Genomic DNA, 22264 nt, shown 5'->3' with positions numbered 1-22264 from the left:
GGTCCCGTCCGTTCGGCATCCACCATCCTCAGATCGCCTTGATCTTGAAGAACGCGAACACGACCATCTTCAGCAGCATCCAGCCGTGGCGGAAGCGGGAGATCTGGGTCTCGCCATAGCTGCGCGCGGCGTAGCGGATCGGCAGGTCGATGGTCTTCAGGTTCAATTTGGAGGCGCCGAAGATCAGGTCGAAATCGCCGAACGGATCGAAATCGCCGAAATAGGCCTTGCCGGCCTTGAGCCTGAGATAGTCGCTGCGGCGGAGCACCTTGGTGCCGCACAGCGTATCCGTGTAGCGCTGGTTGAGCAGCCAGGAGAACAGGTAGGAGAAGGTCTTGTTGGCGATTAGATTGAGGAAGCGCATTGCGCCCTCGTCCATCGGATAGACCAGGCGCGAGCCATTGATGAACTCGCCCTTGCCCGAGCGCAGCGCCTCGAAGAACTTCGGCAGCTGCTCCGGCGGCATGGTGAGGTCGGCGTCGAGGATCATCAGCACGTCGCCGCGGGCGGCGTCGAAGGCGGTGAACACCGCGTCGGCCTTGCCCTTGCCGGGCTGGCGCATCAGCTTGATGTCTTGATCCGGGAAGGCCGCACGGACCCGCTCCATCTCCTCATAGGTGCCGTCCTTGCTGTGGCCCTCGATGAAGATGATCTCGATGTCGTTGCAGAACTCGGCGATGCGCTGCACCGCCGGCTCGATGTTGCCGCGCTCGTTGCGGGCGGGGATGACGACCGTGGCCGAGCGGACGTCGTCGGAGACGCAGCGCATCGACCGCGCCACGAGGTAATGCCGCAGCGACAACGCGCGCAGGCCCGGCAGCACGCTGAGGAAGCGGTTGGCGAAGCGGCCCAGGCCATAGAGCCGCAGCGGCGACAGCACGCGCTGCTCGGATTTCACCGGATCGAAATCCGCAAGCTGCGCGAGGTTGCGCAGGTCGGCCGGCGACAGCACGTTCTGCTCGGGCTGCGGCATGCGCAGGCCCATCGCCTCGGCCGCCTTCAGCAGCGGATACCAGAGATGCGAGAAATAGCCGATCACGAGCCGGGTCTCGCGCGTGCACAAGGGGTGCAACTGCTCGATGAACTGCTGGCAATCGTCGAGCGAACCGATCGTGTCGAGCACCAGGATGACGTCGAACGGGCCGGTGACGGCGGCCAGCGTCGCCGGGTCCTCGGCATCGCCGGCGACGAAGGTGAGGTTCGGATGGCGGGTGCGGGCGAGCGCAATCTGGGCCTCGCTGAAATCGATGCCGACGCCATAGGAGGGCTGGAGCGACGCCAAGGTGTCGCCGAGGCCGCAGCCGATCTCCAGCACGCGGCTGCCGGGCGGAATCAGGAAGCGCAGATAGCACTCGTCCTCGCCGTGGAAGAAGGACGCCTTGTCGCGCCAGCCGGCGCGTTCGGCGGCAAAGCGGTTGACGTGATCGAGGATCGCCGCCTTCCGCGGAGAGAGCGCCTGCGGCGCAGGCGTCGCGATTGCCGCGGCCGGGGGCCGCTCGTGCTCGTCCTGCAAGACCTGACCGTCCAACTCCGCCACCTGATACCGTCCTCGTGATTTTTCCCGCCTCTCTAAGGCCAGCCGGGTTGGGCGGAGTCAAGGCTGGGCCAAGACGCGCTGCGCCCGGCGCATGCGACGGCATGATCCATCCAGCCACGAAGCGAAACAGGCGGCCGCAATCGTCCACGCGGCGCATTCGCGCCCGAGCTTTGCGAGTCGTTCGCGCTCTCAAATGCGAGGGCGCAGGGAAGGCCGGACCTCGACTGAGGCCCGTGGCCCGCCTGCTCAAAAAAATGCAGGCGGCAGGTACCACAGGTTCAGCCGGACAGACCCGGCCCTCCCTGCGCGATGGGTTTAACGTCTGCTCCGAGCTCTCCCCGGGGACCGGCTTGTTTGCCCCCGTCGTCAGTACGACACGTCATGTCACACCGACTTGGCGCCAGCGTCGGGGCGCCAGGACCACACGGCTTGAACGTCCGCGAGCTGCCAATCGTCCAGCGCCAAAAGCACCTGACAGGCCCGCGGCCACCGCTCCCCGCCTCTACGTATCGTGACGACGCGTACGTCCCTCTGCATGAGGACGGGATGCGCGGATCAAACCATGATTTCTGAAAAATAGCAACAGAAATTTCGTTCATTCCGAATGGCTCACCGCCCGCAGCAGAACTTGAATTTCTTGCCGCTGCCGCAGGGGCAGGGATCGTTGCGTCCGATCTTGGCCGTGCCGGCCGCCCGCTTCTGCTCCGTGACCGCGGCGCGCGTGTCGCCCGAGACGAAGCGCCAGGCGCCGTCATCGTCGCGGCGGAACTGCGAGACCTCGTGGTGCTCGATCGTCCTGCCGCCCTCGCGATAGGTGGCGACGAAGCTGACGACGCCGTCGGCGTCGTCAGCCCCGCCGTGCGTCGTCGAGACGACGCGCAGGGAAAGCCAGGTCGCACGCGTCGCCCAGTTCTTTGCCGCGACGGCATCGAACGCGCGACGCTGGTCGGCCGCGAGCGTCGCTGCGATGTAGCCGATGTCGCCGCGCGTATAGGCTGTGTAGCGCGAGCGCATCAAAGCCTCGGCGGTCGGCGGCAGCGCATCGCCACTGAGATAGGGACCGCAGCAGCGGTCGAAGGGAAGGCCTGAGCCGCAGGGACATGGCATGAAATGACGCTAGCACCCTTTTCTGGGTTGATGAAATCTGACGGCGACGGCTGGCCTGCGGCCTTGGCCAGGAATGACGGTGGTTGTAACGAAACGAAGCCCATTCAGCTTGGAGGCTCGGAACGTGAGGATGATGGTCGTGCGGCTCGTCTCGATCGTTGTCGCGCTGGTCGCCATGCACGCCGGTTACGGCGTCGCCGTCGGGCAGCCGGGACTCGATCGGAGTTCGTCCATTCAGCGCGCCGTGTTTGCGCAGGGACGGCTCTGGCTGCTCGATACCGGCGGCCGGGCTGTCGAGCATGCCGGAGGGCGGTGAACGAAGCGACGTTGCTACGCCGGAGCCGGTGATCGAGTTGTTCGTCCAGGATGGACGAGCGGCAATCGTGACTTGCCCGCAGGAGTTCTGCGCGCCGTGGACCTCCGTGGAGCGATGGACGGTGCGCCGACGGGATGGCGACGGCTGGGGAACGGTGGCCAATATCGCAACGAAGGGCGAGAAGTTCGTGGCCGCGACGTCCACCCTCTTCCTGACAGACAGCAGGATGATCGACCTCACCGGCGGTGAACTAGCGGAGACGGCACTTACATCGTCGTCCACGTCGTCGCGCGCCGCCCCAAGGCCGCTCAACGAGGGCAAGCATTTCGGGTTCGGCGGAGCCATCATGCTGCTGGAAGACGGCAGGACCATTGATCTCACCGAAGGCATGCCATGGGAGGCGGCTCCCCTCATGCCTCCCTCCAACCAAACGCTGGAACGCAAAAAGCCGTTGCGGAGATCGCCGGCCGCCAGCGTCCTCCTCACGGCGAAACATGTGTTCGTCGGCTACAACGCCGGAGAATGGGGCGGCGGGCTACAGCGGATCGATCGGATCACCGGGATCGTCTCCGATATCGACGATGTCGAGGGCGACCTGTGCGGCGGCAAGCTGAACCCCGAGTGCGATCCGGTCAACGGCATCGCCATCATTCCGTGGAAGCCGCATTGCATCGCCGTCGCGGTCGGGCTGATCCATATGGCCGCGCACGGACGCATTGTCGAAGTGTGCGACAGCTCGTTGCGCCAGCTCTTTACGCACGTCATCCCGGCCCACACCTATCAGACACCTGACGGGCAGACGGCGACGGATTGGTTCGATCAGGAGACGGCATTTTTCGGACTGCAGCAGGCGGGTTCGGATCTCCTCGCTGTCGGGCACGATGGCCTGTACAGGATTAGCCAGGGCGATCTGGTGCGCCAGATTCCACTCCCAAACTTCAAGCCGGTTAATGACGTTGCGGTGAGCTTCGACATTCCCGGACTTGCGTTGCTGCTGACCTCCGCCAACCGGCGCTTCTCGGTGAGCGGCAGCACACCCATGCTGGTGCCGCGCTGAATGTCACTCGCTCCGGCGAGGGATGACGCGCTCATGTTGAGGCCGGCCGCATAGACCATGTTCGACTATCGCACGTAGCGCTGTTGCCAGCGCCCTGGCAACACTTCTCATCCGCCGGTTGTGACTCCAAAGCCGCAGCTCGCCACTCTTCAGCTCGCACCGTCCCGCTACACGCGCCGCGCGGTTTCGAAACCGGCGAATCCGTGTTAACCATTGGTTAAGAACAAGGGTGTTGGGCAGATTGCTGACCGGCCCGGCCCCGCGCGGACCAGAACCTTCCGGGCGCCGCCTCATTACGCGGCGTCCGTGACCGCAGCCCACCGCATCATCGGCGGTTCAGGGCGCGTGAGATGCCAACGATTTCTTCGCGCGACGCCAGCCAGGCCGCAAGACACCTCAAGCCCGCCCTCGATGCGGGCCGCTGCTCACCTCCCGATCAGACGTGCACCCCGATGCCGGCGCGATCAGCGCTGCGTGCAAACGCAGCCGCGCGCCCATCACCACCGATTGGAGCAGCCCCGATGGCTGATGAGTCCGTAGTCGCCTCGATCATTCCCTGGCAGCAGCCGAAGACGGCCAAGCCGCGCCCGAAGCGTCCCAAGGTCGTCAAGCCGCGTTCGCGGCCAAAAACCGAGCGGTCGGAGAAGACCAAGGCGTCAGCGCTCGACGACGAGATGCTGGCGTCCGAAACGCTGATCATGCCGGACTTCCTGGACTATGTGAACGAGCCGGCGAAAGCTCCGGCCGTTGCCGAGGCGTCGCGCACGGAGGCGGCTGCCAGCGCGGCGGCCGCGGCGATTCCGGCCGCAGCGCCGCCGCCGGCCGCGCTGCCGCCGCGCGAAGCGTCGGCCGCGATCGCGGGCGAGGTCGTCCCGGCCGCCGCGCCGGTCGCGCCGGCGAAGCCTGTGCGTGTCGGCATCACCGCCTCCTCGGTCCTGCTGCAGCTGGCCGCGCTGGCGCTCGCTGCCGTCGGCATGGCCATGAACGGCTGGTTCGCGCATTCGCTGGGCTCGAACAGCACCGCGGGCTGGATGTTTCTCGCGGTCGGCGTCACCGCCGACCTGGTCGCGCTGGTCATGCCGACCTGCGCGGCCCGGCTGTGGCAGGGACGGCACCGCGCCTCGGCGCTGACGGGATGGCTGGTGTGGCTGATGACCTTCGTGTTCGCGGTGACCGCCGGCATCGGCTTCGCCTCGACCAACATCAGCGACGTCACGCTGGCGCGCGCCTCGCGGGTGACGCCGGCGGTGCAGGCGGCACAGACCGCGCTGAGCGACGCGATGATCGCGCGCGACCGCGAGTGCAAGGGCGGCGTCGGCAAGTTCTGTCGGGAGCGCGAGGCGGCGGTCGCCGAGCGGCGGCAGGCGCTGGACGCGGCGATGGCCACGGTGAGCCAGACCGCCGATCCGCAGACCGAGGCCGCGATCAAGCTGGTGGCCTGGGTGTCGCGCGGCGCGGTGAAGCCGTCGGCCGACGATTTCGTCATGCTGCGTTTGATCCTGCTGGCGCTGCTGCCGCAGATCGGCGGCATCCTGCTGATGGTGGGACGGCGGGTGTGAGGGCGTCAGCGCCCGGCAAGCGCCGGCGGCCGCGACGGATCGGCAGCCGAGCTCATTTGCGGCGGGATCGCGCCGGCTTCGACGGGCTTGCCAGCTGCCAGGCCTTGGCGAGCACGTCGCGCATCAGGCCGGGATCGACATCCGCGAGGGTGGCGCAGGTCCAGCCCTGGTCACCCCATTTGTTGGGCAGCCGGCGGAAGCCGGCCGGATCGACGCCGCTGTAGAACTCCTGCTCCTCCGGCGTGAGCAGCAGGTTGGCGGATCGTCCGTCCGCCGCCAGGGTCGCGAAGATGCGCTTGGCCTTGAACGCCGTGCGGTCGAAATGCGGCGCTTGCGTCGTTCCCGCGAACGACAGGGCGAGGACGCGGAATTCGTCACCGGTCATTCAAAACGCTCCCGTATGCTCGGCGACACGGTTAGCATCTTTCGGCGGCGCAGGGCCACGCGGTGCGGATCGCTCCGCGGCCGAGTTGCCGGGAACCGCGCACCGGAACGTGAACTCACCGGAGCGTCCGGCTTGACGCAGGTCAAAACTATACGGTGTTGTTTTTATATGCTCACTTCCGGGCAGATCAAGGGAGATCGACGATGTCAGAGCAGAGCAGCATGAGCGTCTATTTGAACTGGGCCAGGGAGCGCATCCAGGAGATGGATGCCGCGCTCGCCTCGCTTGACGTCAAGGCCGCCGAGGCCGAGGCGGCATCCAAGGTCAAGGCGCAAGAGATCATCGCGGACCTGAAGAAGCGCCGCAGCGATCTCGAGGCCCTGCTCAAGACGCAAGTCGAAGCCGGCGAGGCCGCGCTGGCCAGCGCGAAGATCGAGCTGGACCAGCATTGGGCCGGCTTCGAAACCCAGATGAAGAGCTTCTTCGACACCGCCGGCAAGCAGGCCGAGCAGCAGCAGGCAACCTTCAAGGACATCGCGGCAGCGCAGGCCAAGGCGTGGCGCGAGTCCGCCGACAGGTTTCGCGAGGCGGCCACCAAGGTGACGACCGCCGGCACCACCGATCTCGACGCCGTGCTCACGCAGCTCAAATCCGATGCGGCCCAGGCCGGGGCTCATCTCGAGACGCTGAAACAGACCGGCTCTCAATCCTGGTCCGTGTTCAGCGCCGCCTTGAGCGAATCCCGCAAGGCCTTCGACGCGGCCAACCAGGCCGCCTGGAATGCGTTGAAGGGGAGCGGCCCGAAGAGCTGAGCCGACGCCGAGACCATTTGTCAGAGACGCCACTAGAGCATGATGCGATGATGTGGAAACGCATCATGCTCTCATCGCCAACGTGCTGATAGGGGCGACGGAAGGCCCGCGAATTCAGTTTCACCCTCCCCTGGAGGGCTAGTCTGAGCACACATCTCCGAGGAAGTAACCTTCGGTGATTGCGTTGAAGCGGGTCAGTCCGCGGGACATGGTGATTGGCCCGGTGGATCGCTCGCTTTCATAGCCGGTCCATCCGCCGAGGCGCGCAATCGACCAGGCCGCCCAGGCGAGGCTTTGGGGCGCAAAGGGGTTCTGCTGTTTGACGGTCTTGCCTTGAAGCTTGGCCTGTAGCGCGGTGAGGACCTCGATCTGTCTGTCGTCGAAGACGTGACTGGCTGGCTGGTCGTGATGGGGGGAAGCCCTCGCGAGCACCAATTGCATGCTGATCGTTGCGCCGATCAAGGCGATGACGACGAGCTTTTCCAGCACGTCGCCATCCTCGACGACGCTCTCTTCGATTCCCAGGCCCTGGGTCTTCACGGTCCGGAACAATTGCTCGATGTGCCAGCGTTGCCGATACCAGCCGATCACCGTCATGGCCTGGGCGACCGTGTCGACCGCATGGGTCGTCAGCAGGCGCCAATGAACCGGCGCCTCGCCGTCCGGCGGGTTCTGTTCGATCACCTCGATGGCGGACAGCTCGATCTCCGCCTGGGCGTCTGGGTCGGAACAGGATCCGGGACGGCGGATCCGGATCCGCCCGAACCGCATGATCAGGTTGGCCTGCCGCGCTTGGCGCTTGCCTTGCCGTGCCGGCAGATCGAGTTGGTAGCTGTGCATGTGGGGAAGCTGCTCCATGGCCGCGAGCAGCGTCCCACCGCCCACCACCGCGCGGTCACGCGACGCACGGGTCAGAAGGTGCGTCCGCCGGTCCGGCAGACGGTCCCACTTCTCATAGATGTCGCCTTCGCGGTCATCGATCACCGTGACCATGGCGGCTTGCCCTAGCGCTGCCTTGGCACGCTGGGGACCCTTGAGCCAGCGTATGGACTCCTTCTCCTCGATCGGTTGGCGACGATAGTTCTTGCTCTTGGCCTTCGTGCGTCGCCAGACCTGGACGTCGAGCAGGCCCAGGCAATATCCGCGTTCGGCATCAACGGCCAGCATCGGATGCACGAACAGCCCGACATCGCGGCCGTTGCCGACGGTGCCGAGGCCACGCTTGCGGCCTCGTTGGCTCTCGTAGTTGATCTCGCTGGTGTCCTGGATCACCAGCACGTGGCGGCCGGCGCATGCCTTGGCCACCCGTGTCCTCTGGTGCACCACCATCTTCGAGACCGTGACCCGATCGTTGCTCACAAAGCGTCGAAACGCGACCTGCTCCGCTCGCGTGTCGCCGAGCTGACGCAGACAGATCGTCTGCCGATCGGAGACGCGCTGCAACAGGCGCGCGCCGTTTTTTTAAGGCGCGCGTCGCCAAAATATCCGAGACTCATTTTCTGCCACCGCTTGCTTGCGCGAATCGCGACGGCAGAAAAAGAATCACAGTCGATTCCCTCGCTTCAAGTCTAAATACTTGAAAAAGCGCCAAAAGATCTGTGCTGAAATTAGCCCCTGGAGGGGGAGGGCAGTCGCATGTGGAAACTCCGGGCTATGGCGACGAACGATCCTGCAAGTTAGTTACTCCGTCATGCCCGGGCTTGTCCCGGGCATCCACGTCGTTCTCAGCATGCCGGCCGGCGTGGATGGCCGGGACAGGCCCGGCCATGACGACGTGGAAAGAGATGAGCACAAAGCTGCGACCGTCACATGCGATAGCCCTGCCCTCCAGGGGAGGGTGAGAGCGGGGCTGACCTCGAAGCTGCGCGCTGCGGGATCGAAAAGGTGCGTCATGCCGTCATGATGCGATTCCGAAGAAACACATCATGCTCTAGCCTGCGTGAAACTGCGCAGTAGCCCCGACCGGCCTCGCCGGACGGGGGCATCAGCGATGCGGCCGGGGAACTCAAAATCGCTGCGCGACCCGACAATCCGCAACCTGCAGATCTTCGAAACTGACGTGCACAGCGCGCATCGATGTTCAAGGAGGAGCCCGACAAGCTCAACGCCGAGATGGCCTTCGGGTGAACTGACGGCCTCGCTTTGGCTGAGCCGGCGGCTCAGCTCATTTTTTGAAACAATGCTCGCGGTGCCACTGAAGAAAGTGCGGATGCGGCCGATCACCCGCACGATCCGGAGCAAGGGCAAACCCAGAGGAATTGATGAAGCCGCGGATCCGATCGACGTCATTGACGTGCCGCGAGATCAGGATGGCGAGATCATCACCCAGACTGATCAATCCGCGATCGAACATCCAGTGGACCGTCCCCGAAAGCGCCAGGCCGTTAGTCACCAGATCGGGTCCATTCGCCTCGACGGGACGGATATGGGCAGCGTTAACTTCGGCTCGCCCGCCGCCGTTAATCAGCTTCAACCCGGTGATCGCGCAACGCTCGCGATAGGCCCGCAGCACGATCTTCCGAAACAGGCGATCTCGCACGATCCGTGACGTGAGACGTTGTATGCGATCGCGTAGCTGTTCCGACACAAAAGGCGTCTGGCCTTCTTCAAGCCCGGCAGCGGGATCGGCCGTGTCGGGGACCCGCGGTAACACCGCGTCTCGCTCATCCAAACCGCGCTCGATGATGCGCTGGAAATCTGCCGGCGAAATCGGGCGAACGGCCGCCTGCGCTCTTCCTGAGAGCTTGCCTTCCTCATTGAGAAGGCCTCGCTCGATCGGACTGTTCAACTCGCTGAACGGAACCGGACTGACGAACTCGAGATACGAGCCGGGCTGAATGAGCGCCAGATACATGTCGCGCGCCTTGGGATCGGGGATGATCCGCTCTACCCGCGCGATTGCGAAATAGCCGCGCGTGCCCGGAACCTTCGTGGGTTCGAGATAGACGATCCAATCTCCGATACTCCCCTGGGCTCGACCGAGATATTGCCTAGGGAATTGGTACTGCTCCGCCGGACTGTCGTCGTAGATCGAATCAGTCCGATGCATGAAGACGCAGTAGCTCATGCAGCCAGCTTAGCGGATCGGCACCTCGCGCACTACAGACCAGCGCAATTCTGCACTTTCGCGGCGGACGTTGCTCTGGCTGCACCTTGCCCGCGCCAAAAAGTAACGCAAGGCGCCGCTCGCGCACCAGACCGATATGAAGACCGGCCCAAGCCGGAGTTCCTACCCGCCGCCCTTCGAATCTGTCCGCTGCGCGCCGCTGATGCCGGTGTTGATGGCGAGCGTGGCGCCGGCGGCGCCGCCGGCTTCGTAGGCCGCCATCGACACCATCCGGCTGGTCGAGCGCGCCGTCCGCAGATTGAGATCGAGCTTGTCGAACTCCGCATCCACGACCGACGTCTTGAGCACCACCAGGCCGCGGCCGGTGCTTTCGTTGACCTGATCGCGGCTCTTCTTCATCACCGCCAGGCGGTCTCCGATCGAGGCGACCATGCCGAGGGCGAAGGAGGCGTTGGCGAGATGCCGGTCCTGGTGGCGGAAGCGGCGGTAGTCGGCCGAGGTCTTGAACCGGCCGAGCTCGGCGCGCACCGCGCCGTCGATCAGCTCGGCCAGATAATGCGCCACCTCGACATCGGCGGAGAGGCCGAAGAACACGTAGCCGTTGTCGCCGCTCGCAGTCTTCTCGCGCCAGACCCGGCAATCGCAGAACAGCGCGATCGCGCCGATGCAGTCGTCGAGCGGGATGCGCTTCTTGCGATGGGTCTCGTAGACCTTGCGCACGCACGCCGACGCCTTCAGCTCGAGATCCGACAGCGACAGATCGTGACGGTCGAGCAGCTCGGCGACCTTGGCGGCCGCCGACAGCGCCTCGTCCTCGGTGCAGCCATTGGCGATGGTTTTCGCGCGCAACGCCTGGATGCGGGATTTCAGCTTGTCGAGCGCGGCAGGATCGGAGGCGAGGGAATCGAACGTCTGGCTCACCGGTCTCGGCCCAAGGAGGCCCGGCCGGCACGCAGCGGACGGGTAAAGCTGGCGGAGAGGGAGGGATTCGAACCCCCGATAGGCTTGCACCTATGCCGCATTTCGAGTGCGGTGCATTCAACCACTCTGCCACCTCTCCAGGCGCAAATCAGGGGCGGCGCCCCCGGGTCGGGCGCCGTTCTAGGGCACGGCGGCGGGGGTGACAAGGCGGGGTTTGCGATATTCCAACCGAAATCGGCAGCGCGGGCTGCGCCTGCGCTGCGAGGCGGGCCGGCGGGGGCGGCCCAGACAGGTGGGACCGCCGTACGCTGACACATGCCGGCGGTCCCGTGCCGCTACATCTTGGGGAAACCGACGGAAGAGACGGGGGTCAATCCGGCCGGCCTGAGCGACACGGCCGACCCTGGGCCATCCTTGCGTGCACCGCAACGCAAACCGGTCCTTAACCTAACCGGTCAAGGTTACCGGGGCTGCCGATCTATCCGATTGGTGGCACGGTACTTTTTCGCACGCGATGAATCGCGGCGGCGCCTGCCGCGGCATCCATGCTGCGCAACATATTGCACCGGATGCGGACGGGCCACGGGCAGATGCCCGTTCAATCCTTCTTCTTCTTGGCCGCCTTCTTGTCGTCGGACTTGTCCTCCCTGGCCTTGTCGTCCTTGTCCTTGCGGCCGTTCTCCTTGCGCCGGTTGGTGAAGCGGGCATTGCCGAGGCCGGTGCCGATGGTCAGCACGCCCCAGCGCTCGAACTCCTGCATGAACGGCACCTCGGAGAGGCCCTGCACGACGCCGTCATTGTGCATCAGCACCGCGGTGTCGTGATCGCCGATCATCGGGATCGCCTCGACCAGGCTGGCCGGCAGATTGAACTTGCTGCTCTCCCAATTGCCCGGCAGGTTCTGCGCGCCTTTTTCGATCGAGCCATCCTCGTTGATGACGCCGGGACAGGCGATGCCGATGAAGGGCGCGAGCTTGAGCCCTTCGGTGTCGGCCTCCTCGATCAGCCCCTTCAGCATCTTGGCGAGCCGCTTGACCGCACCTTCCCGCGTGGGCTCGTCATCGGCATGGCGCCACAGATCGGACTTCCACACCGACGCCTTCGACAGGTCCGGCGACTTCTTCCAGGCAGTCTCGACCACGCCGCAGCGGATGTTGGTGCCGCCGATGTCGACGGCGAGGATGCTGTCGTGGGCCTCGAAGATCCAGGACGGCGCCAGATGCAGCGCGCCGATCAGGCCGGCATCGTCGGGGTGGTAGCGGATCGGCTCGAGCTCGACGCCAAAGCCCTCGTCCTTGAGGATGATCTCGGTGCGCGCGATCGCCAGCTCGCCGAGCCGGGAATCGCGAAAACCGCCGCCGACCACGATGCATTCGGTCTTGGCCCAAGCCTTGGTGCGCAGGAATCGGCGGGTGACATGGGCGAGCTCCTGGGCGAACTCCTCGGTCGCGGAATGGACGACCGCCGAGGCCTCGGTGTCGTCGCCGACCAGGATCTCATCCAGCGCCTTCTTGCTGATGGTCTCGCTGTCCTCGTCGCCGAACGGATCCTTGCCGGATTTGCGCAACGGCTTGCGCCAGCGCTCCAGGATCTTGCGGAAGGCGCCCTTGGAGGCGCGGTCGCCGAGGAAACCGTCCTCATCCTTCAGCTCGATGTTGAAGCTGTCAATCTCGACCGACGGCAGCCGGGCGGCGCCGTGGCGGGCGATGCCCGTGGTGGTCATGACGTCGTCGGCCATGTCTTGCTCCGTGTGTGCGGCGATAACGGCGGACGGAACAGATGGTTCGGGGGAGGCAGCGAATAGCGAGTAGCGAAGGGCGAATAGGGCTCGGCCGGCGCCCTTCCCTACTCGCTACTCCCTATTCGCCATTCGCCCTTTTCCTTGACTCGTCGCCCCGAGCGGCTATAAGCCCCCGATCGACCGGCGCGAGCTTCTCGCGCCGATTGTCGTTGCGCGTATCGGACTGGCCTCGATGCCAGGGACACGCCGACGCCGGCCCCGATTGGGCCGGATCTCATGAACCATAACGACTGAACAAGAAGCCGACCCGGGGCCAGCGCGCACCGAGGCCGGGATCGAACACGAAGGATGAGAACGATGTTCGCAGTCATCAAGACCGGCGGCAAGCAATACCGCGTCGCCCCGGATGATGTGCTCGAGATTGGCAAGATCGACGGTGAACCCGGCACGATCGTGCAGCTGAACGAAGTGCTGGTGGTCGGTGGCGACACCCCGGTGCTGGGCATTCCGGCGGTGGCCGGCGCGTCCGTGGCCGTCGAGGTGCTGGACCACAAGCGCGGCCCCAAGGTCATCGCGTTCAAGAAGCGCCGCCGCAAGAATTCCCGCCGCAAGCGCGGCTACCGGGACGAGCTGACTCTGGTCCGCGTCTCGGAGATTCTGACCGACAACGCCAAGCCGACCAAGGGCCCGCGCCCGAAGAAGGCCAAGGCGGAAGCCCCGGCGGCCGACGCCGCCGAGTAAATGCTGGCGCGCGTGGCGCGCCGCATCGGCTTCAAACCTTCATCGCGCGGATTTTTCGTCCGCGCCCAGCAAATGTGAATGATCCCTTAGCGGAATCGCGCTAATGGTGATCTGAGAGATCGGAGACGAGCGATGGCTCATAAAAAGGCAGGCGGTTCATCCCGCAACGGACGCGACTCCAAGGGCAAGCGCCTCGGCATCAAGGCGTTCGGCGGCGAGCGCGTGATTCCCGGCAACATCATTGCGCGTCAGCGCGGCACGACCTGGCACCCCGGCATGAACGTCGGCATGGGCACGGACCACACGATCTTCGCGAAAATCGAGGGTGTCGTCGAGTTCCATGACCGTGCCAACCGCACGTTCATCTCGGTACGCCCGGTAGCCGCCCAAGCTGCTGAGTAACATACGGTGGAACAATTCGCGTCCGCCGGGTCCTGACGAACCGGCGGAGCGCCAGATGGCTCCAGGGGAGGCGGGACAACCGGCCTCCCCTTTTCATTTTCGCTGATCGATTGATCCCGAAGCGTCGATGGAGCCCGACATGCTGCAGGACATCACCACTCCCACCTTGCGCGAGGCGAGACCTTGCGTCCTCGAGACACAACGGCTGACCCTGCGTCCGCCGGTGCTCGCCGACGTGACCGCCATCGCCCGGCTCGCCAATGACCGGCGCATTGCCGAGAACACGCGCCGGCTGCCGCATCCCTATTCCGAGGTCGATGCCGCCCGCTTCGTGCGTGCGCTGGAGCAGAGCGGCGAGACCGCGTTCGTGATCGAGCATCTGGATGCGCCGATCGGCATGGTCGGCATCAACCGGCCGGCATCCGGCCGCGCGGAGCTCGGCTACTGGCTTGGCGTCGAGCATTGGGGCCGCGGCTTCGGCACCGAGGCTGCGCGCGCCGCGATCGACGACTTCTTCGAGACGAGCGAGGACAATGTCCTGATCGGGCATGCGCGGGTCAGCAACCCGGCCTCGCGCAACATCCTCGAAAAGTGCGGCTTCCAATGGACCGGCGTCGAGCTGCACCGCTTCGAGGTGCTCGGCTCGTCGGCCCCGGTCGATGCGTTCCGGCTGACGCGCGGGGTGTGGGCCTCGCTGAAGGCGTGGGCCAAGACGGGGCGGCGGAGTTAGCCGGGCGACCGCTCCAAACTCACGGTCGTCCCGGCCTCGAGCCGGGACCCATAGCCACCGAAATCGGTGGTGGGATCACGCTGGAGCCACAGCCTTCTCCGACGTGGGCTGCACGGAGTCTGGGTCCCGGCTCGAGGCCGGGACGACGGCGGGGGGTGCCGCTACACCGGCGGATTCACTGTCCCCTGGCCCTGCCCCAGGCCGCGCTCGCGCAGGTAGATGTACAGCCCCGCGCCGATGATGATGATGGCGCCGACGATCGTCGCCGGATGCGGCACGTCGCCGAACACGACGAAGCCGAACAGCACGGCCCAGACGATCATCGTGTACTGATAGGGCACGACCACCGAGGCCGGCGCGAGCTTCAGCGAGCGGTTGACGCAGAACAGCGCGGTCACCGAGATCAGGCCGGCGGCGGCGAACAGCACCAGGCTGCCGGGCGTCGGCGTGACCCAGCCGAATGCGGACATCGCGGCGCCGAGCAGGAAGGTGCCGACGAACTGCGATGAGGCCATCACGATGTCGGGCGTCGAGCGCAACGAGCGCGTGATCAGCATCAGAACCGCGAAGGACAGGCTGCCGCCGAGCGCGATCAGCGCCGGCAGGCTGAAGGTCTGCGCCGACGGACGCAGCGCAATCAGCACGCCGCAGAAGCCGATCAGGATCGCGGTCCAGCGCCGCCAGCCGACATGCTCGCGCAGCACCAGCGCCGACAGCGCGGTGACGAAGATCGGCCCGGCGAGATAATAGGTGATGACGTCGGCGAGCGGCAGATACACGGTGGCGAGGAAGAACGCCGCGACCTCCAGGGTCGACAGGACCACGCGTACCAGCTGCAGCCAGGGCCGCTCGAGCTGCAGGAACGCGGCGCGGTTGCGCCAGATGAACGGCGCCAGCAGCAGCAGCGCCGCGCAGGCGCGCAGCCACAACAGCTGGCCGACGGAGTAGGTCGACACCAGGAACTTGCCCAGCGCGTCGCCGAACGAGAACATCGCGATCGACAGCAGCATCAGGCCGATGCCGGCCAGTCGCGCCGAACGCTCGTCGGTGGCGGTGGAGATTCGGGAGAGCACGCTCATGATGGTGCTGCCTTATCAGGCAGGCCTGACCGGCTCCAGCCCTTCCGCGGAAAGCGTGACGCAGCCCTGCCGCAACCCCGGCGCAACGCTCGCACACCCCTTGCGCAACGCTGAGATACCGCCCGAAATTAAGGCTTCCGGCCGAATTAAACCCATTCCACGGTTGCCGCGGCGGCCCGCCTCGCCTACGTAAGGCGCATCATGAAATTCCTCGATGAAGCCAAGGTCTATGTGCGCTCCGGCGACGGCGGCAACGGTTGCGTTGCGTTCCGGCGCGAGAAGTTCATCGAGTTCGGCGGTCCGAACGGCGGCAATGGCGGCCGCGGCGGCGACGTCGTGATCGAGGCCGTCGACGGACTCAACACCCTGATCGACTACCGCTACCAGCAGCATTTCAAGGCGCAGCGGGGTGGAAACGGCTCCGGCAAGGACTGCCACGGAGCTGGCGGCAAGTCCGTGGTGCTCAAGGTTCCCGTCGGCACCCAGATCTTCGACGAGGACCGCGAGACGCTGATTCACGACTTTACCGCCGTCGGCGAACGCTTCGTTCTGGCTGAGGGCGGCAATGGCGGCTTCGGCAATGCGCATTTCAAATCGCCGACCAACCGCGCACCACGCCACGCCAATCCCGGCCAGCCCGGCGAGGAGCGCTGGATCTGGCTGCGCATGAAGCTGATCGCCGATGCCGGCCTGGTCGGGCTGCCCAACGCCGGCAAGTCGACCTTCCTGTCGAAGGTGTCGGCCGCCAAGCCGAAGATCGCCGACTACCCGTTCACCACGCTGCACCCGCAGCTCGGCGTCGTGAACGCCGACGGCCGCGAATTCGTGCTGGCGGACATTCCCGGCCTGATCGAGGGCGCGCATGAGGGCGCCGGGCTCGGCGACCGCTTCCTCGGCCATGTCGAGCGCTGCCGCGTGCTGCTGCATCTGGTCGATGCCACCTGCGAGCATGCCGGCAAGGCCTACAAGACGGTGCGGCACGAGCTCGAGGCCTATGGCGGCGAGCTCACCGACAAGGTCGAGATCGTCGCACTCAACAAGATCGACGCCGTCGATCCGGATGAGCTGAAGAAGCAGAAGGACCGGCTCAAGCGCGCGGCCAAGAAGACGCCGCTGCTGATCTCCGGCGCGACCGGCGAAGGCGTCAAGGACGCCCTTCGCAAGCTCGCCGATGTGATCAGCGAGCAGCCGGTATCCAACAAGGCCAAGAGCACGGCCGAGAGCGCGGCAACCGAAGAGCCATGGGCGGCGCCCTCGCCACCACAAGGTTGAGCTGAAGCTCAACCTTGCCTCGCGGGCCCTGGCTTGCGACACTCCGCCGCGATCAATCACTCCTTGCTCCGTCCCGCGCGGCCCGCGTGCCAGTCACGCAACCGCTCGACACGCGACGAGAGCTCGAACCGACCCCGTTCACGCCATGGCACCCCGTCTCGAAAATTTCCACCGCATCGTCGTCAAGGTCGGCTCGTCGCTGCTGGTCGATTCCGAGGCCGGCGAGGTCCGCGCCTCCTGGCTGACGGCGCTGGCGGCCGACATCGCGCGGCTGCATGGCCGCGGCTGCGAGCTCTTGGTGGTGTCGTCGGGCTCGATCGCGCTCGGGCGAAGCCGGCTGAAGCTGCCGCGCGGACCGCTGAAGCTCGAAGAGAGCCAGGCCGCCGCCGCGGTCGGCCAGATCGCCCTGGCGCGGATCTGGTCCGAGGTGCTCGGCGCGCACGGCATCGGCGCCGGCCAGATCCTGGTGACCCTGCAGGACACCGAGGAGCGCCGGCGCTATCTCAATGCGCGCTCGACCATCGCCAAGCTGCTGGATTGGCGCGCGGTGCCTGTGATCAACGAGAACGACACGGTGGCGACCGCTGAAATTCGGTACGGCGACAATGACCGCCTCGCCGCGCGGGTCGCGACCATGGCGAGCGCGGACCTCTTGGTGCTGCTGTCGGACATCGACGGTCTCTACACCGCTCCGCCCGCCCAGGATCCGAACGCCCGCCTGATCCCGGTGGTCGAGAGCATCACCGCCGACATCGAGGGCATGGCCGGAAGCGCCGCTTCGGAATTCTCCCGCGGCGGCATGAAAACCAAGATCGAGGCCGCCAAGATCGCCACGACCGGCGGCACTCACATGCTGATCGCCTCCGGCAAGATCGAGCACCCGCTGGCCGCGATCGCCAATGGCGGCCGCTGCACCTGGTTTCTCACGCCCGCCAACCCCGTCACGGCGCGCAAGCGCTGGATCGCAGGCTCGCTGGAGCCGAAGGGCACGCTGACGATCGACGCCGGTGCCGTCACCGCGCTGCGCGCCGGCAAGAGCCTGCTGCCGGCCGGCGTGATCCGGGTCGACGGCCAGTTCGCCCGCGGCGATGCGGTGGTCGTGCGCGGCCCGGACACCCACGAGATCGGCCGCGGCCTCGTCGCCTACGATGCCGATGACGCCGAGCGCATCAAGGGCCGGTCGTCGCCGGATGTTGCCGTGATCCTGGGGATCTCCGGCCGTGCCGAGATGATTCATCGCGACGACCTGGTGATCGGGCCTGCCGGTGCCGCGGGCTAGACCGTGATCTCAATGGGAAGCTGCCCTTCGGCGGAGGTCGTGCTCGGACAACAATCCCAAGCGCGGCGATGATTCAAGCATCGCTGCGCTCGAGAAGCTCGGGTTCGGTTCAATGCTATTTCTTGACGGCGCATCCGCTCCTGACGCAATCACCGGGGGCGCGTATGAAGGTGTCGCAGGCGGCATCCACCTCGGCCTTGAGATGGGCCATCGCGGTCTGTTTGGCGCTCGTGCAGGCTCCTTTGGTGCAACCTTGTCCAGTGAATTTCGCCGTCTTGTTGTGATCCCCAACCGGACATTTCCCGCCGGGGTTGACGAGTTTCGCCGTCGCCGTGACGGTCCCGGCCGTGGCGACGGCGGTTGGAACGACCGACAAGAGTACCGTGATCGTCATTGACGAAAGAAGTATGCGCATCGAACTAGTCCTCCTTGCTGTTGAAGATGAGGTTGCTTTCGATCCTGTGATCGAAGCAGCTGCCGCCCCGACCGGGCGAGACGCCGCAAAGAGCCCGACGAAATTGGGTGATCTCAAACCGGCTCGCACTTTTCGGGGTATGCCTCAGTGCGGTCCGGCCTCTGCTAGACGCCGTTTCGTGACCGGCTTCCGGCCCTCCGGCAGCAAGCCAGCAACCTGAGCGGACTCGGTTGTCTGCTCTTCACGCAAACGCACCTCCCACGCCATGAGCGAGTTGGGGTCTATTCCCGCTGGAAGCTCGATCGGGATAGTGAAGTGGTTCTCGCCACGTCCAGGGCCGTACATTAGACGCGCTAGGGCCTGAGCCAGATCAATCCACCCGATGGGGCAGGCCTTTGAAAAATACGCCACGGGAAGCCCCAATGTGGCCCCCTTGGTCTTGCCGCCGAATACGCGATCGCCGCGACTGGTCGCTTGCCCATTGCCGCAGTTGCCGGAGCCCGCAACGTGGTGACTATCGAGCGTGACTGTGAGACCGGCATCATGCTGATGCTTGCGATCATCTTGGTCCTTGAGAGGATCGCCGTAGGTACGCCCTATCGCACCAGCATCGTTGGCAACCAGCAACAGGCGTCCGTTCGTGTTGGCCCGACTGCTGCCAGCAGGGCAGGTATTGCTTGGCATGAAGAACAGCATGTCGGATGGGAGCGCGGCGCTCGCCGCTTGCGCCGATGAAGGCTCGATGCTCAGGCTTGCGATAGCGCAGATGGCAGAGAGCCATATGAGAACGAGGCGAGGCGCGAGCGCGCATTTGTTCATTTGCCACCTCAGCAATTGCGGCAACGAAACGCTTTATCGGCATACAACTGAAAGGTAGCATACTAAAGCTAAAACAATTTGAAGTTTTGTCAATCAAAAAGAGTGCTCATTGATTATACAATTTTAGATCGAAATTGTGATCTTGCCGATCAGCCGTGTTTTTTGTTTGTTGCGCGACTGTCGGCAGCGTCTGCACGCCACGCGTGCATCGGAGGCGAGGCCATAAGTCCCGGCGCTTGCCCGGCCTCGCTAAGCCAGGGCTCTTCCACGGGACACTAAGTGCGACAACGCAACTTCGACGTAATGGGTGTCGGGCCGGGCACGTCCGCAGCGCGTCAGTGCTCCGGGCGGCGCCGACCCGGGATCCCGGCCAATCCGGTCACCTCACGAAAGCGCTGGATCGCCGGATTGCTGGAGCCCAAGGGCACACTGACGATCGACGCCGGCGCCGTCAGTGCGCTCCGCGCCGGCAAGAGCCTGCTGCCGGCCAGCGTGATCCCGGGTCGACGGCCAGTTCGCCCGCGGCGATGCCGTGGTCGTGCGCGGCCCGGACACCGACGAGATCGGCCGCAGCCTCGTCGCCTACGAGGCCGACGACGCCGAGCGCATCAAGGGGCGCTCCTCACCTGACGTCGCCGTCATCCTGGGAATATCCGGCCGGGCCGAGATGATCCATCGCGACGACCTGGTCATCGGGCTGGCGGGGGTGGCATCCGCCGGATAGGCTGGCGCCTCCCGCCCTCGATCTCACGGCACCATAGCATAGCCAACGCTTGGATTTGAGGCTCTCTCTGACCGCTTCGAACAGCGTCACCTGCACTTCGCATCCGGCCGTTTTCCGTGCTACACCATGACCTTAATTCAAGGTTGAACCGCCCATGACCGCGCCTCTCAAAGCCATCGACGGCAGCGCCGACCTGCCCGCGCTGATGAACGACCTCGCCCAGCAGGCGCGCGCCGCCGCGCGGGTGCTGGCGCTGGCGCCGGCCGAGCAGAAGAACCGAGCGCTGGAGGCGATGGAACGCCTGATCCGCGCCCGCGCTGAGACGATCATCGCCGCTAATGCGGAGGATGTCGCCGAGGCCAAGGCCGGCGGCATGGCGGCGTCGTTCGTCGACCGTCTGACCTTGACGCCGGCGCGCGTCGCCGGCATGGCCGATGGCATTGCCGTGGTGCGCGGCGTCGCCGATCCGGTCGGCGTGGTCACCGAGAGCTGGCAGCGGCCCAACGGCATGACCATCGAGCGGGTCCGGGTTCCGCTCGGCGTGATCGGCGTGATCTTCGAGAGCCGCCCCAACGTCGCGGCCGATGCCGGCGTGCTGTGCCTGAAGTCCGGCAATGCGGTGATCCTGCGCGGCGGTTCGGATTCGTTCCGCTCCTGCCGCGCCATCCATCAATGCCTGGTCGACGGCTTGCGCGAGGCCGGGCTGCCGGAGGCGGCGATCACGCTGGTGCCGACGCGCGACCGCGCGGCTGTGGGCCTGCTGCTGTCCGGCCTGAACGGCGGCGTCGACGTGATCGTGCCGCGCGGGGGAAAAAGCCTCGTCGCGCGTGTCGAGGCCGAGGCACGGGTGCCGGTGTTCGCGCATCTCGAAGGCGTCAACCACGTCTATGTCGACGGCGCCGCCGATCTGGAGATGGCGAAGTCGATCGTGCTGAACGCCAAGATGCGACGCACCGGTGTGTGCGGCGCGGCCGAGACGCTGCTGATCGACCGGGCGGCGCAGGACAAGATCGAGCCGCTGGTCGACATACTGATCGGCGCCGGCTGCGAGGTGCGCGGCGATGCCGCCGTCCGCGCCGCCGATGCCCGCGTGAAGCCCGCCGGCGACGAGGATTGGGACACCGAATATCTCGACGCCATCATCGCCGCCAAGGTCGTCGATGGCGTGGATGGCGCGATCGCGCACATTCACGAGCATGGCTCGCACCACACCGATGCGATCGTCACCGCGGACAATGCCGCGGCCGACAGATTCCTCAACGAGGTCGACTCGGCGATCGTGCTGCACAATGCCTCGACGCAATTCGCGGATGGCGGCGAGTTCGGTTTCGGCGCCGAAATCGGCATTGCGACCGGCAAGTTCCATGCACGTGGGCCCGTCGGCGTCGAACAGTTGACCAGCTTCAAGTACCGGATCCACGGCACTGGGCAGACGCGGCCATGACCGTCGCAGCCTGTGGTTGAGTTGGACGGCCAGCGAGCGGGGGCAACCGTGACGGACGACGACGCGGTGCGCCCTGCGATCCGCCAGGCGCTGCCGCCCTCCAGCGACGGCATGCGCATCGGCCTGCTCGGCGGCTCCTTCAATCCGCCGCACCAGGCGCATCGCGCGATCAGCCTGTTTGCGCTGAAGCGGCTGCAGCTCGACCGTGTCTGGTGGCTGGTCACGCCCGGCAATCCGCTCAAGGACAATGGCGGGCTGCATGCGCTTGCCGAGCGCGCGGCTGCGGCACGCAAGGTCGCCGCCGATCCGCGCATCGAAATCAGCTGTCTCGAATCCGTCATCGGTACCCGCTACACTGCGGACACGATCGATTATCTGCGCCGGCGCGCCTCCCGCCTGCGCTTCGTGTGGATCATGGGCGCCGACAACCTCGCGCAGTTCCATCGCTGGCAGAAGTGGCAGCACATCGCGGCTCAGGTTCCGATTGCCGTGGTCGACCGTCCGCCCCGCAGCTTTCGCGCTCTGAACGCCCCCGCCGCGCGCGCGCTGGCGCGGTATCGCATTCCTGAAGCGGAGGCCAGCCGGCTGGCGGGGCGGGCGGCGCCAGCCTGGGTCTACCTCACCGGGCTGAAAATGAGCCTGTCGTCGACCGGGCTGAGGAACCCGGACGGCAGCTGGAAGTCGTTCTGAGATCGACGCATGCACCCGCGGCATCGGATGTGCATGGAACTTACCGTCCCGTCGGGGGTCCGAGGCGGGGCGGCAGGCAAGACGCCGGACCGGGGTGGCGGGGGACTGGATTGTTGAAACCATGCACCCCACATGCCTAGTATGGTCAGCAGGCCGTGATGGATTCG

General features: G+C 65.8%; 21 protein-coding genes, 1 tRNA gene and 1 pseudogene. 12 read left to right on the top strand and 11 right to left on the bottom strand.

Annotation, left to right across the window (positions count from 1 at the left end):
• Positions 1-28: 28 nt before the first annotated feature.
• Entirely contained in the window at positions 29-1537 is a 1509-nt protein-coding gene (locus tag QX108_RS19335) for a bifunctional class I SAM-dependent methyltransferase/glycosyltransferase family 2 protein (RefSeq protein WP_315787217.1), read from the bottom strand.
• A gap of 609 nt (positions 1538-2146) precedes the next feature.
• Positions 2147-2644 (bottom strand): YchJ family protein, encoded by a 498-nt coding sequence (locus QX108_RS19330; protein ID WP_315787216.1) that lies wholly within the window; start codon positions 2642-2644, stop codon positions 2147-2149.
• A gap of 124 nt (positions 2645-2768) precedes the next feature.
• On the opposite strand from QX108_RS19330, the gene QX108_RS19325 reads away from it, so the two are divergent.
• The 3 genes from QX108_RS19325 (at position 2769) to QX108_RS19315 (ending at position 5576) form a co-directional block, all read left to right on the top strand.
• A complete protein-coding gene (locus QX108_RS19325) occupies positions 2769-2960 on the top strand; it encodes a hypothetical protein (protein WP_315787215.1) in 192 nt (63 codons plus the stop codon).
• Positions 2961-2988: 28 nt separating this feature from the next.
• The gene (locus QX108_RS19320; protein ID WP_315787214.1) at positions 2989-4017 is read left to right on the top strand and encodes a hypothetical protein; all 1029 of its coding nucleotides are present in this window, start codon (positions 2989-2991) and stop codon (positions 4015-4017) included.
• A gap of 521 nt (positions 4018-4538) precedes the next feature.
• Positions 4539-5576, top strand: a complete 1038-nt coding sequence (locus QX108_RS19315) for a hypothetical protein (protein ID WP_315787213.1) — start codon at positions 4539-4541, stop codon at positions 5574-5576.
• Positions 5577-5628: 52 nt separating this feature from the next.
• Here the strand turns inward: QX108_RS19315 and QX108_RS19310 are convergent, their stop codons facing one another.
• Positions 5629-5961, bottom strand: coding sequence for an MmcQ/YjbR family DNA-binding protein (locus QX108_RS19310; RefSeq protein ID WP_315787212.1), 333 nt, complete (start codon positions 5959-5961; stop codon positions 5629-5631).
• A 203-nt stretch (positions 5962-6164) separates the two neighbouring features.
• Here QX108_RS19310 and QX108_RS19305 point away from each other — a divergent pair, with 203 nt between their 5' ends.
• Positions 6165-6773 (top strand): hypothetical protein, encoded by a 609-nt coding sequence (locus QX108_RS19305; protein ID WP_315787210.1) that lies wholly within the window; start codon positions 6165-6167, stop codon positions 6771-6773.
• 138 nt (positions 6774-6911) lie between these two features.
• Here the strand turns inward: QX108_RS19305 and QX108_RS19300 are convergent, their stop codons facing one another.
• From QX108_RS19300 to QX108_RS19280, 5 genes are all read right to left on the bottom strand, one after another.
• Complete coding sequence (locus tag QX108_RS19300; protein ID WP_315783851.1) at positions 6912-8216, bottom strand: IS4 family transposase; 1305 nt, start codon at positions 8214-8216, stop codon at positions 6912-6914.
• 721 nt (positions 8217-8937) lie between these two features.
• Positions 8938-9840, bottom strand: a complete 903-nt coding sequence (locus tag QX108_RS19295; RefSeq protein ID WP_315781347.1) for an HNH endonuclease — start codon at positions 9838-9840, stop codon at positions 8938-8940.
• A gap of 162 nt (positions 9841-10002) precedes the next feature.
• The gene (locus tag QX108_RS19290) at positions 10003-10761 is read right to left on the bottom strand and encodes a DUF2786 domain-containing protein (protein WP_315781345.1); all 759 of its coding nucleotides are present in this window, start codon (positions 10759-10761) and stop codon (positions 10003-10005) included.
• Positions 10762-10810: 49 nt separating this feature from the next.
• A tRNA-Ser gene (locus tag QX108_RS19285) sits at positions 10811-10900 on the bottom strand.
• Positions 10901-11359: 459 nt separating this feature from the next.
• Positions 11360-12499 (bottom strand): ROK family protein, encoded by a 1140-nt coding sequence (locus tag QX108_RS19280; RefSeq protein WP_315723664.1) that lies wholly within the window; start codon positions 12497-12499, stop codon positions 11360-11362.
• A 360-nt stretch (positions 12500-12859) separates the two neighbouring features.
• Between QX108_RS19280 and rplU the strand changes: the two genes are divergently transcribed.
• The 3 genes from rplU (at position 12860) to QX108_RS19265 (ending at position 14375) form a co-directional block, all read left to right on the top strand.
• Positions 12860-13243 (top strand): 50S ribosomal protein L21, encoded by a 384-nt coding sequence (gene rplU, locus QX108_RS19275; protein ID WP_257170023.1) that lies wholly within the window; start codon positions 12860-12862, stop codon positions 13241-13243.
• Positions 13244-13375: 132 nt separating this feature from the next.
• Positions 13376-13645 (top strand): 50S ribosomal protein L27, encoded by a 270-nt coding sequence (gene rpmA / locus QX108_RS19270; RefSeq protein ID WP_315723661.1) that lies wholly within the window; start codon positions 13376-13378, stop codon positions 13643-13645.
• 139 nt (positions 13646-13784) lie between these two features.
• The gene (locus QX108_RS19265) at positions 13785-14375 is read left to right on the top strand and encodes a GNAT family N-acetyltransferase (RefSeq protein ID WP_315781337.1); all 591 of its coding nucleotides are present in this window, start codon (positions 13785-13787) and stop codon (positions 14373-14375) included.
• Between the two features lie 161 nt (positions 14376-14536).
• Here QX108_RS19265 and QX108_RS19260 read toward each other — a convergent pair whose 3' ends face one another.
• Complete coding sequence (locus QX108_RS19260; RefSeq protein WP_315781334.1) at positions 14537-15454, bottom strand: DMT family transporter; 918 nt, start codon at positions 15452-15454, stop codon at positions 14537-14539.
• 201 nt (positions 15455-15655) lie between these two features.
• On the opposite strand from QX108_RS19260, the gene obgE reads away from it, so the two are divergent.
• Complete coding sequence (gene obgE / locus QX108_RS19255) at positions 15656-16726, top strand: GTPase ObgE (RefSeq protein WP_315723655.1); 1071 nt, start codon at positions 15656-15658, stop codon at positions 16724-16726.
• A 145-nt stretch (positions 16727-16871) separates the two neighbouring features.
• A complete protein-coding gene (gene proB, locus QX108_RS19250; protein WP_315781330.1) occupies positions 16872-18005 on the top strand; it encodes a glutamate 5-kinase in 1134 nt (377 codons plus the stop codon).
• Between the two features lie 115 nt (positions 18006-18120).
• On the opposite strand, the gene QX108_RS19245 is transcribed toward proB, so the two are convergent.
• Together QX108_RS19245 and QX108_RS19240 are read right to left on the bottom strand one after the other, a co-directional pair.
• Positions 18121-18420, bottom strand: a complete 300-nt coding sequence (locus tag QX108_RS19245; RefSeq protein ID WP_315723650.1) for a hypothetical protein — start codon at positions 18418-18420, stop codon at positions 18121-18123.
• Positions 18421-18564: 144 nt separating this feature from the next.
• The gene (locus QX108_RS19240) at positions 18565-19239 is read right to left on the bottom strand and encodes a hypothetical protein (protein WP_315781327.1); all 675 of its coding nucleotides are present in this window, start codon (positions 19237-19239) and stop codon (positions 18565-18567) included.
• Between the two features lie 366 nt (positions 19240-19605).
• Between QX108_RS19240 and QX108_RS19235 the strand changes: the two are divergent.
• The 3 genes and pseudogenes from QX108_RS19235 to QX108_RS19225 form a co-directional block, all read left to right on the top strand.
• Positions 19606-19963, top strand: a pseudogene (locus tag QX108_RS19235) (PUA domain-containing protein); the annotation flags it as partial.
• 154 nt (positions 19964-20117) lie between these two features.
• A complete protein-coding gene (locus QX108_RS19230) occupies positions 20118-21407 on the top strand; it encodes a glutamate-5-semialdehyde dehydrogenase (RefSeq protein WP_315781324.1) in 1290 nt (429 codons plus the stop codon).
• 78 nt (positions 21408-21485) lie between these two features.
• Positions 21486-22097 (top strand): nicotinate-nucleotide adenylyltransferase, encoded by a 612-nt coding sequence (locus QX108_RS19225; RefSeq protein WP_311976384.1) that lies wholly within the window; start codon positions 21486-21488, stop codon positions 22095-22097.
• Positions 22098-22264: the final 167 nt, after the last annotated feature.

The sequence above is a fragment of the Bradyrhizobium sp. SZCCHNR1002 genome (assembly GCF_032381435.1).
GTDB lineage: Bacteria > Pseudomonadota > Alphaproteobacteria > Rhizobiales > Xanthobacteraceae > Bradyrhizobium > Bradyrhizobium aeschynomenes.
The sequence above is the reverse complement of the archived record's forward strand: the minus strand, read 5'-3'. Positions and strand labels throughout refer to the sequence as shown.

Coding starts and splice junctions, on each gene's coding strand:
- QX108_RS19230 (WP_315781324.1), top strand. CDS start 20,118: ATGACCGCGCCTCTCAAAGCCATCGACGGCAGCGCCGACCTGCCCGCG.
- obgE (WP_315723655.1), top strand. CDS start 15,656: ATGAAATTCCTCGATGAAGCCAAGGTCTATGTGCGCTCCGGCGACGGC.
- QX108_RS19245 (WP_315723650.1), bottom strand. CDS start 18,420: ATGCGCATACTTCTTTCGTCAATGACGATCACGGTACTCTTGTCGGTC.
- QX108_RS19330 (WP_315787216.1), bottom strand. CDS start 2,644: ATGCCATGTCCCTGCGGCTCAGGCCTTCCCTTCGACCGCTGCTGCGGT.
- QX108_RS19310 (WP_315787212.1), bottom strand. CDS start 5,961: ATGACCGGTGACGAATTCCGCGTCCTCGCCCTGTCGTTCGCGGGAACG.
- QX108_RS19315 (WP_315787213.1), top strand. CDS start 4,539: ATGGCTGATGAGTCCGTAGTCGCCTCGATCATTCCCTGGCAGCAGCCG.
- QX108_RS19240 (WP_315781327.1), bottom strand. CDS start 19,239: ATGAACAAATGCGCGCTCGCGCCTCGCCTCGTTCTCATATGGCTCTCT.
- rplU (WP_257170023.1), top strand. CDS start 12,860: ATGTTCGCAGTCATCAAGACCGGCGGCAAGCAATACCGCGTCGCCCCG.
- QX108_RS19295 (WP_315781347.1), bottom strand. CDS start 9,840: ATGAGCTACTGCGTCTTCATGCATCGGACTGATTCGATCTACGACGAC.
- QX108_RS19260 (WP_315781334.1), bottom strand. CDS start 15,454: ATGAGCGTGCTCTCCCGAATCTCCACCGCCACCGACGAGCGTTCGGCG.
- QX108_RS19305 (WP_315787210.1), top strand. CDS start 6,165: ATGTCAGAGCAGAGCAGCATGAGCGTCTATTTGAACTGGGCCAGGGAG.
- QX108_RS19265 (WP_315781337.1), top strand. CDS start 13,785: ATGCTGCAGGACATCACCACTCCCACCTTGCGCGAGGCGAGACCTTGC.
- proB (WP_315781330.1), top strand. CDS start 16,872: ATGGCACCCCGTCTCGAAAATTTCCACCGCATCGTCGTCAAGGTCGGC.
- rpmA (WP_315723661.1), top strand. CDS start 13,376: ATGGCTCATAAAAAGGCAGGCGGTTCATCCCGCAACGGACGCGACTCC.
- QX108_RS19280 (WP_315723664.1), bottom strand. CDS start 12,499: ATGGCCGACGACGTCATGACCACCACGGGCATCGCCCGCCACGGCGCC.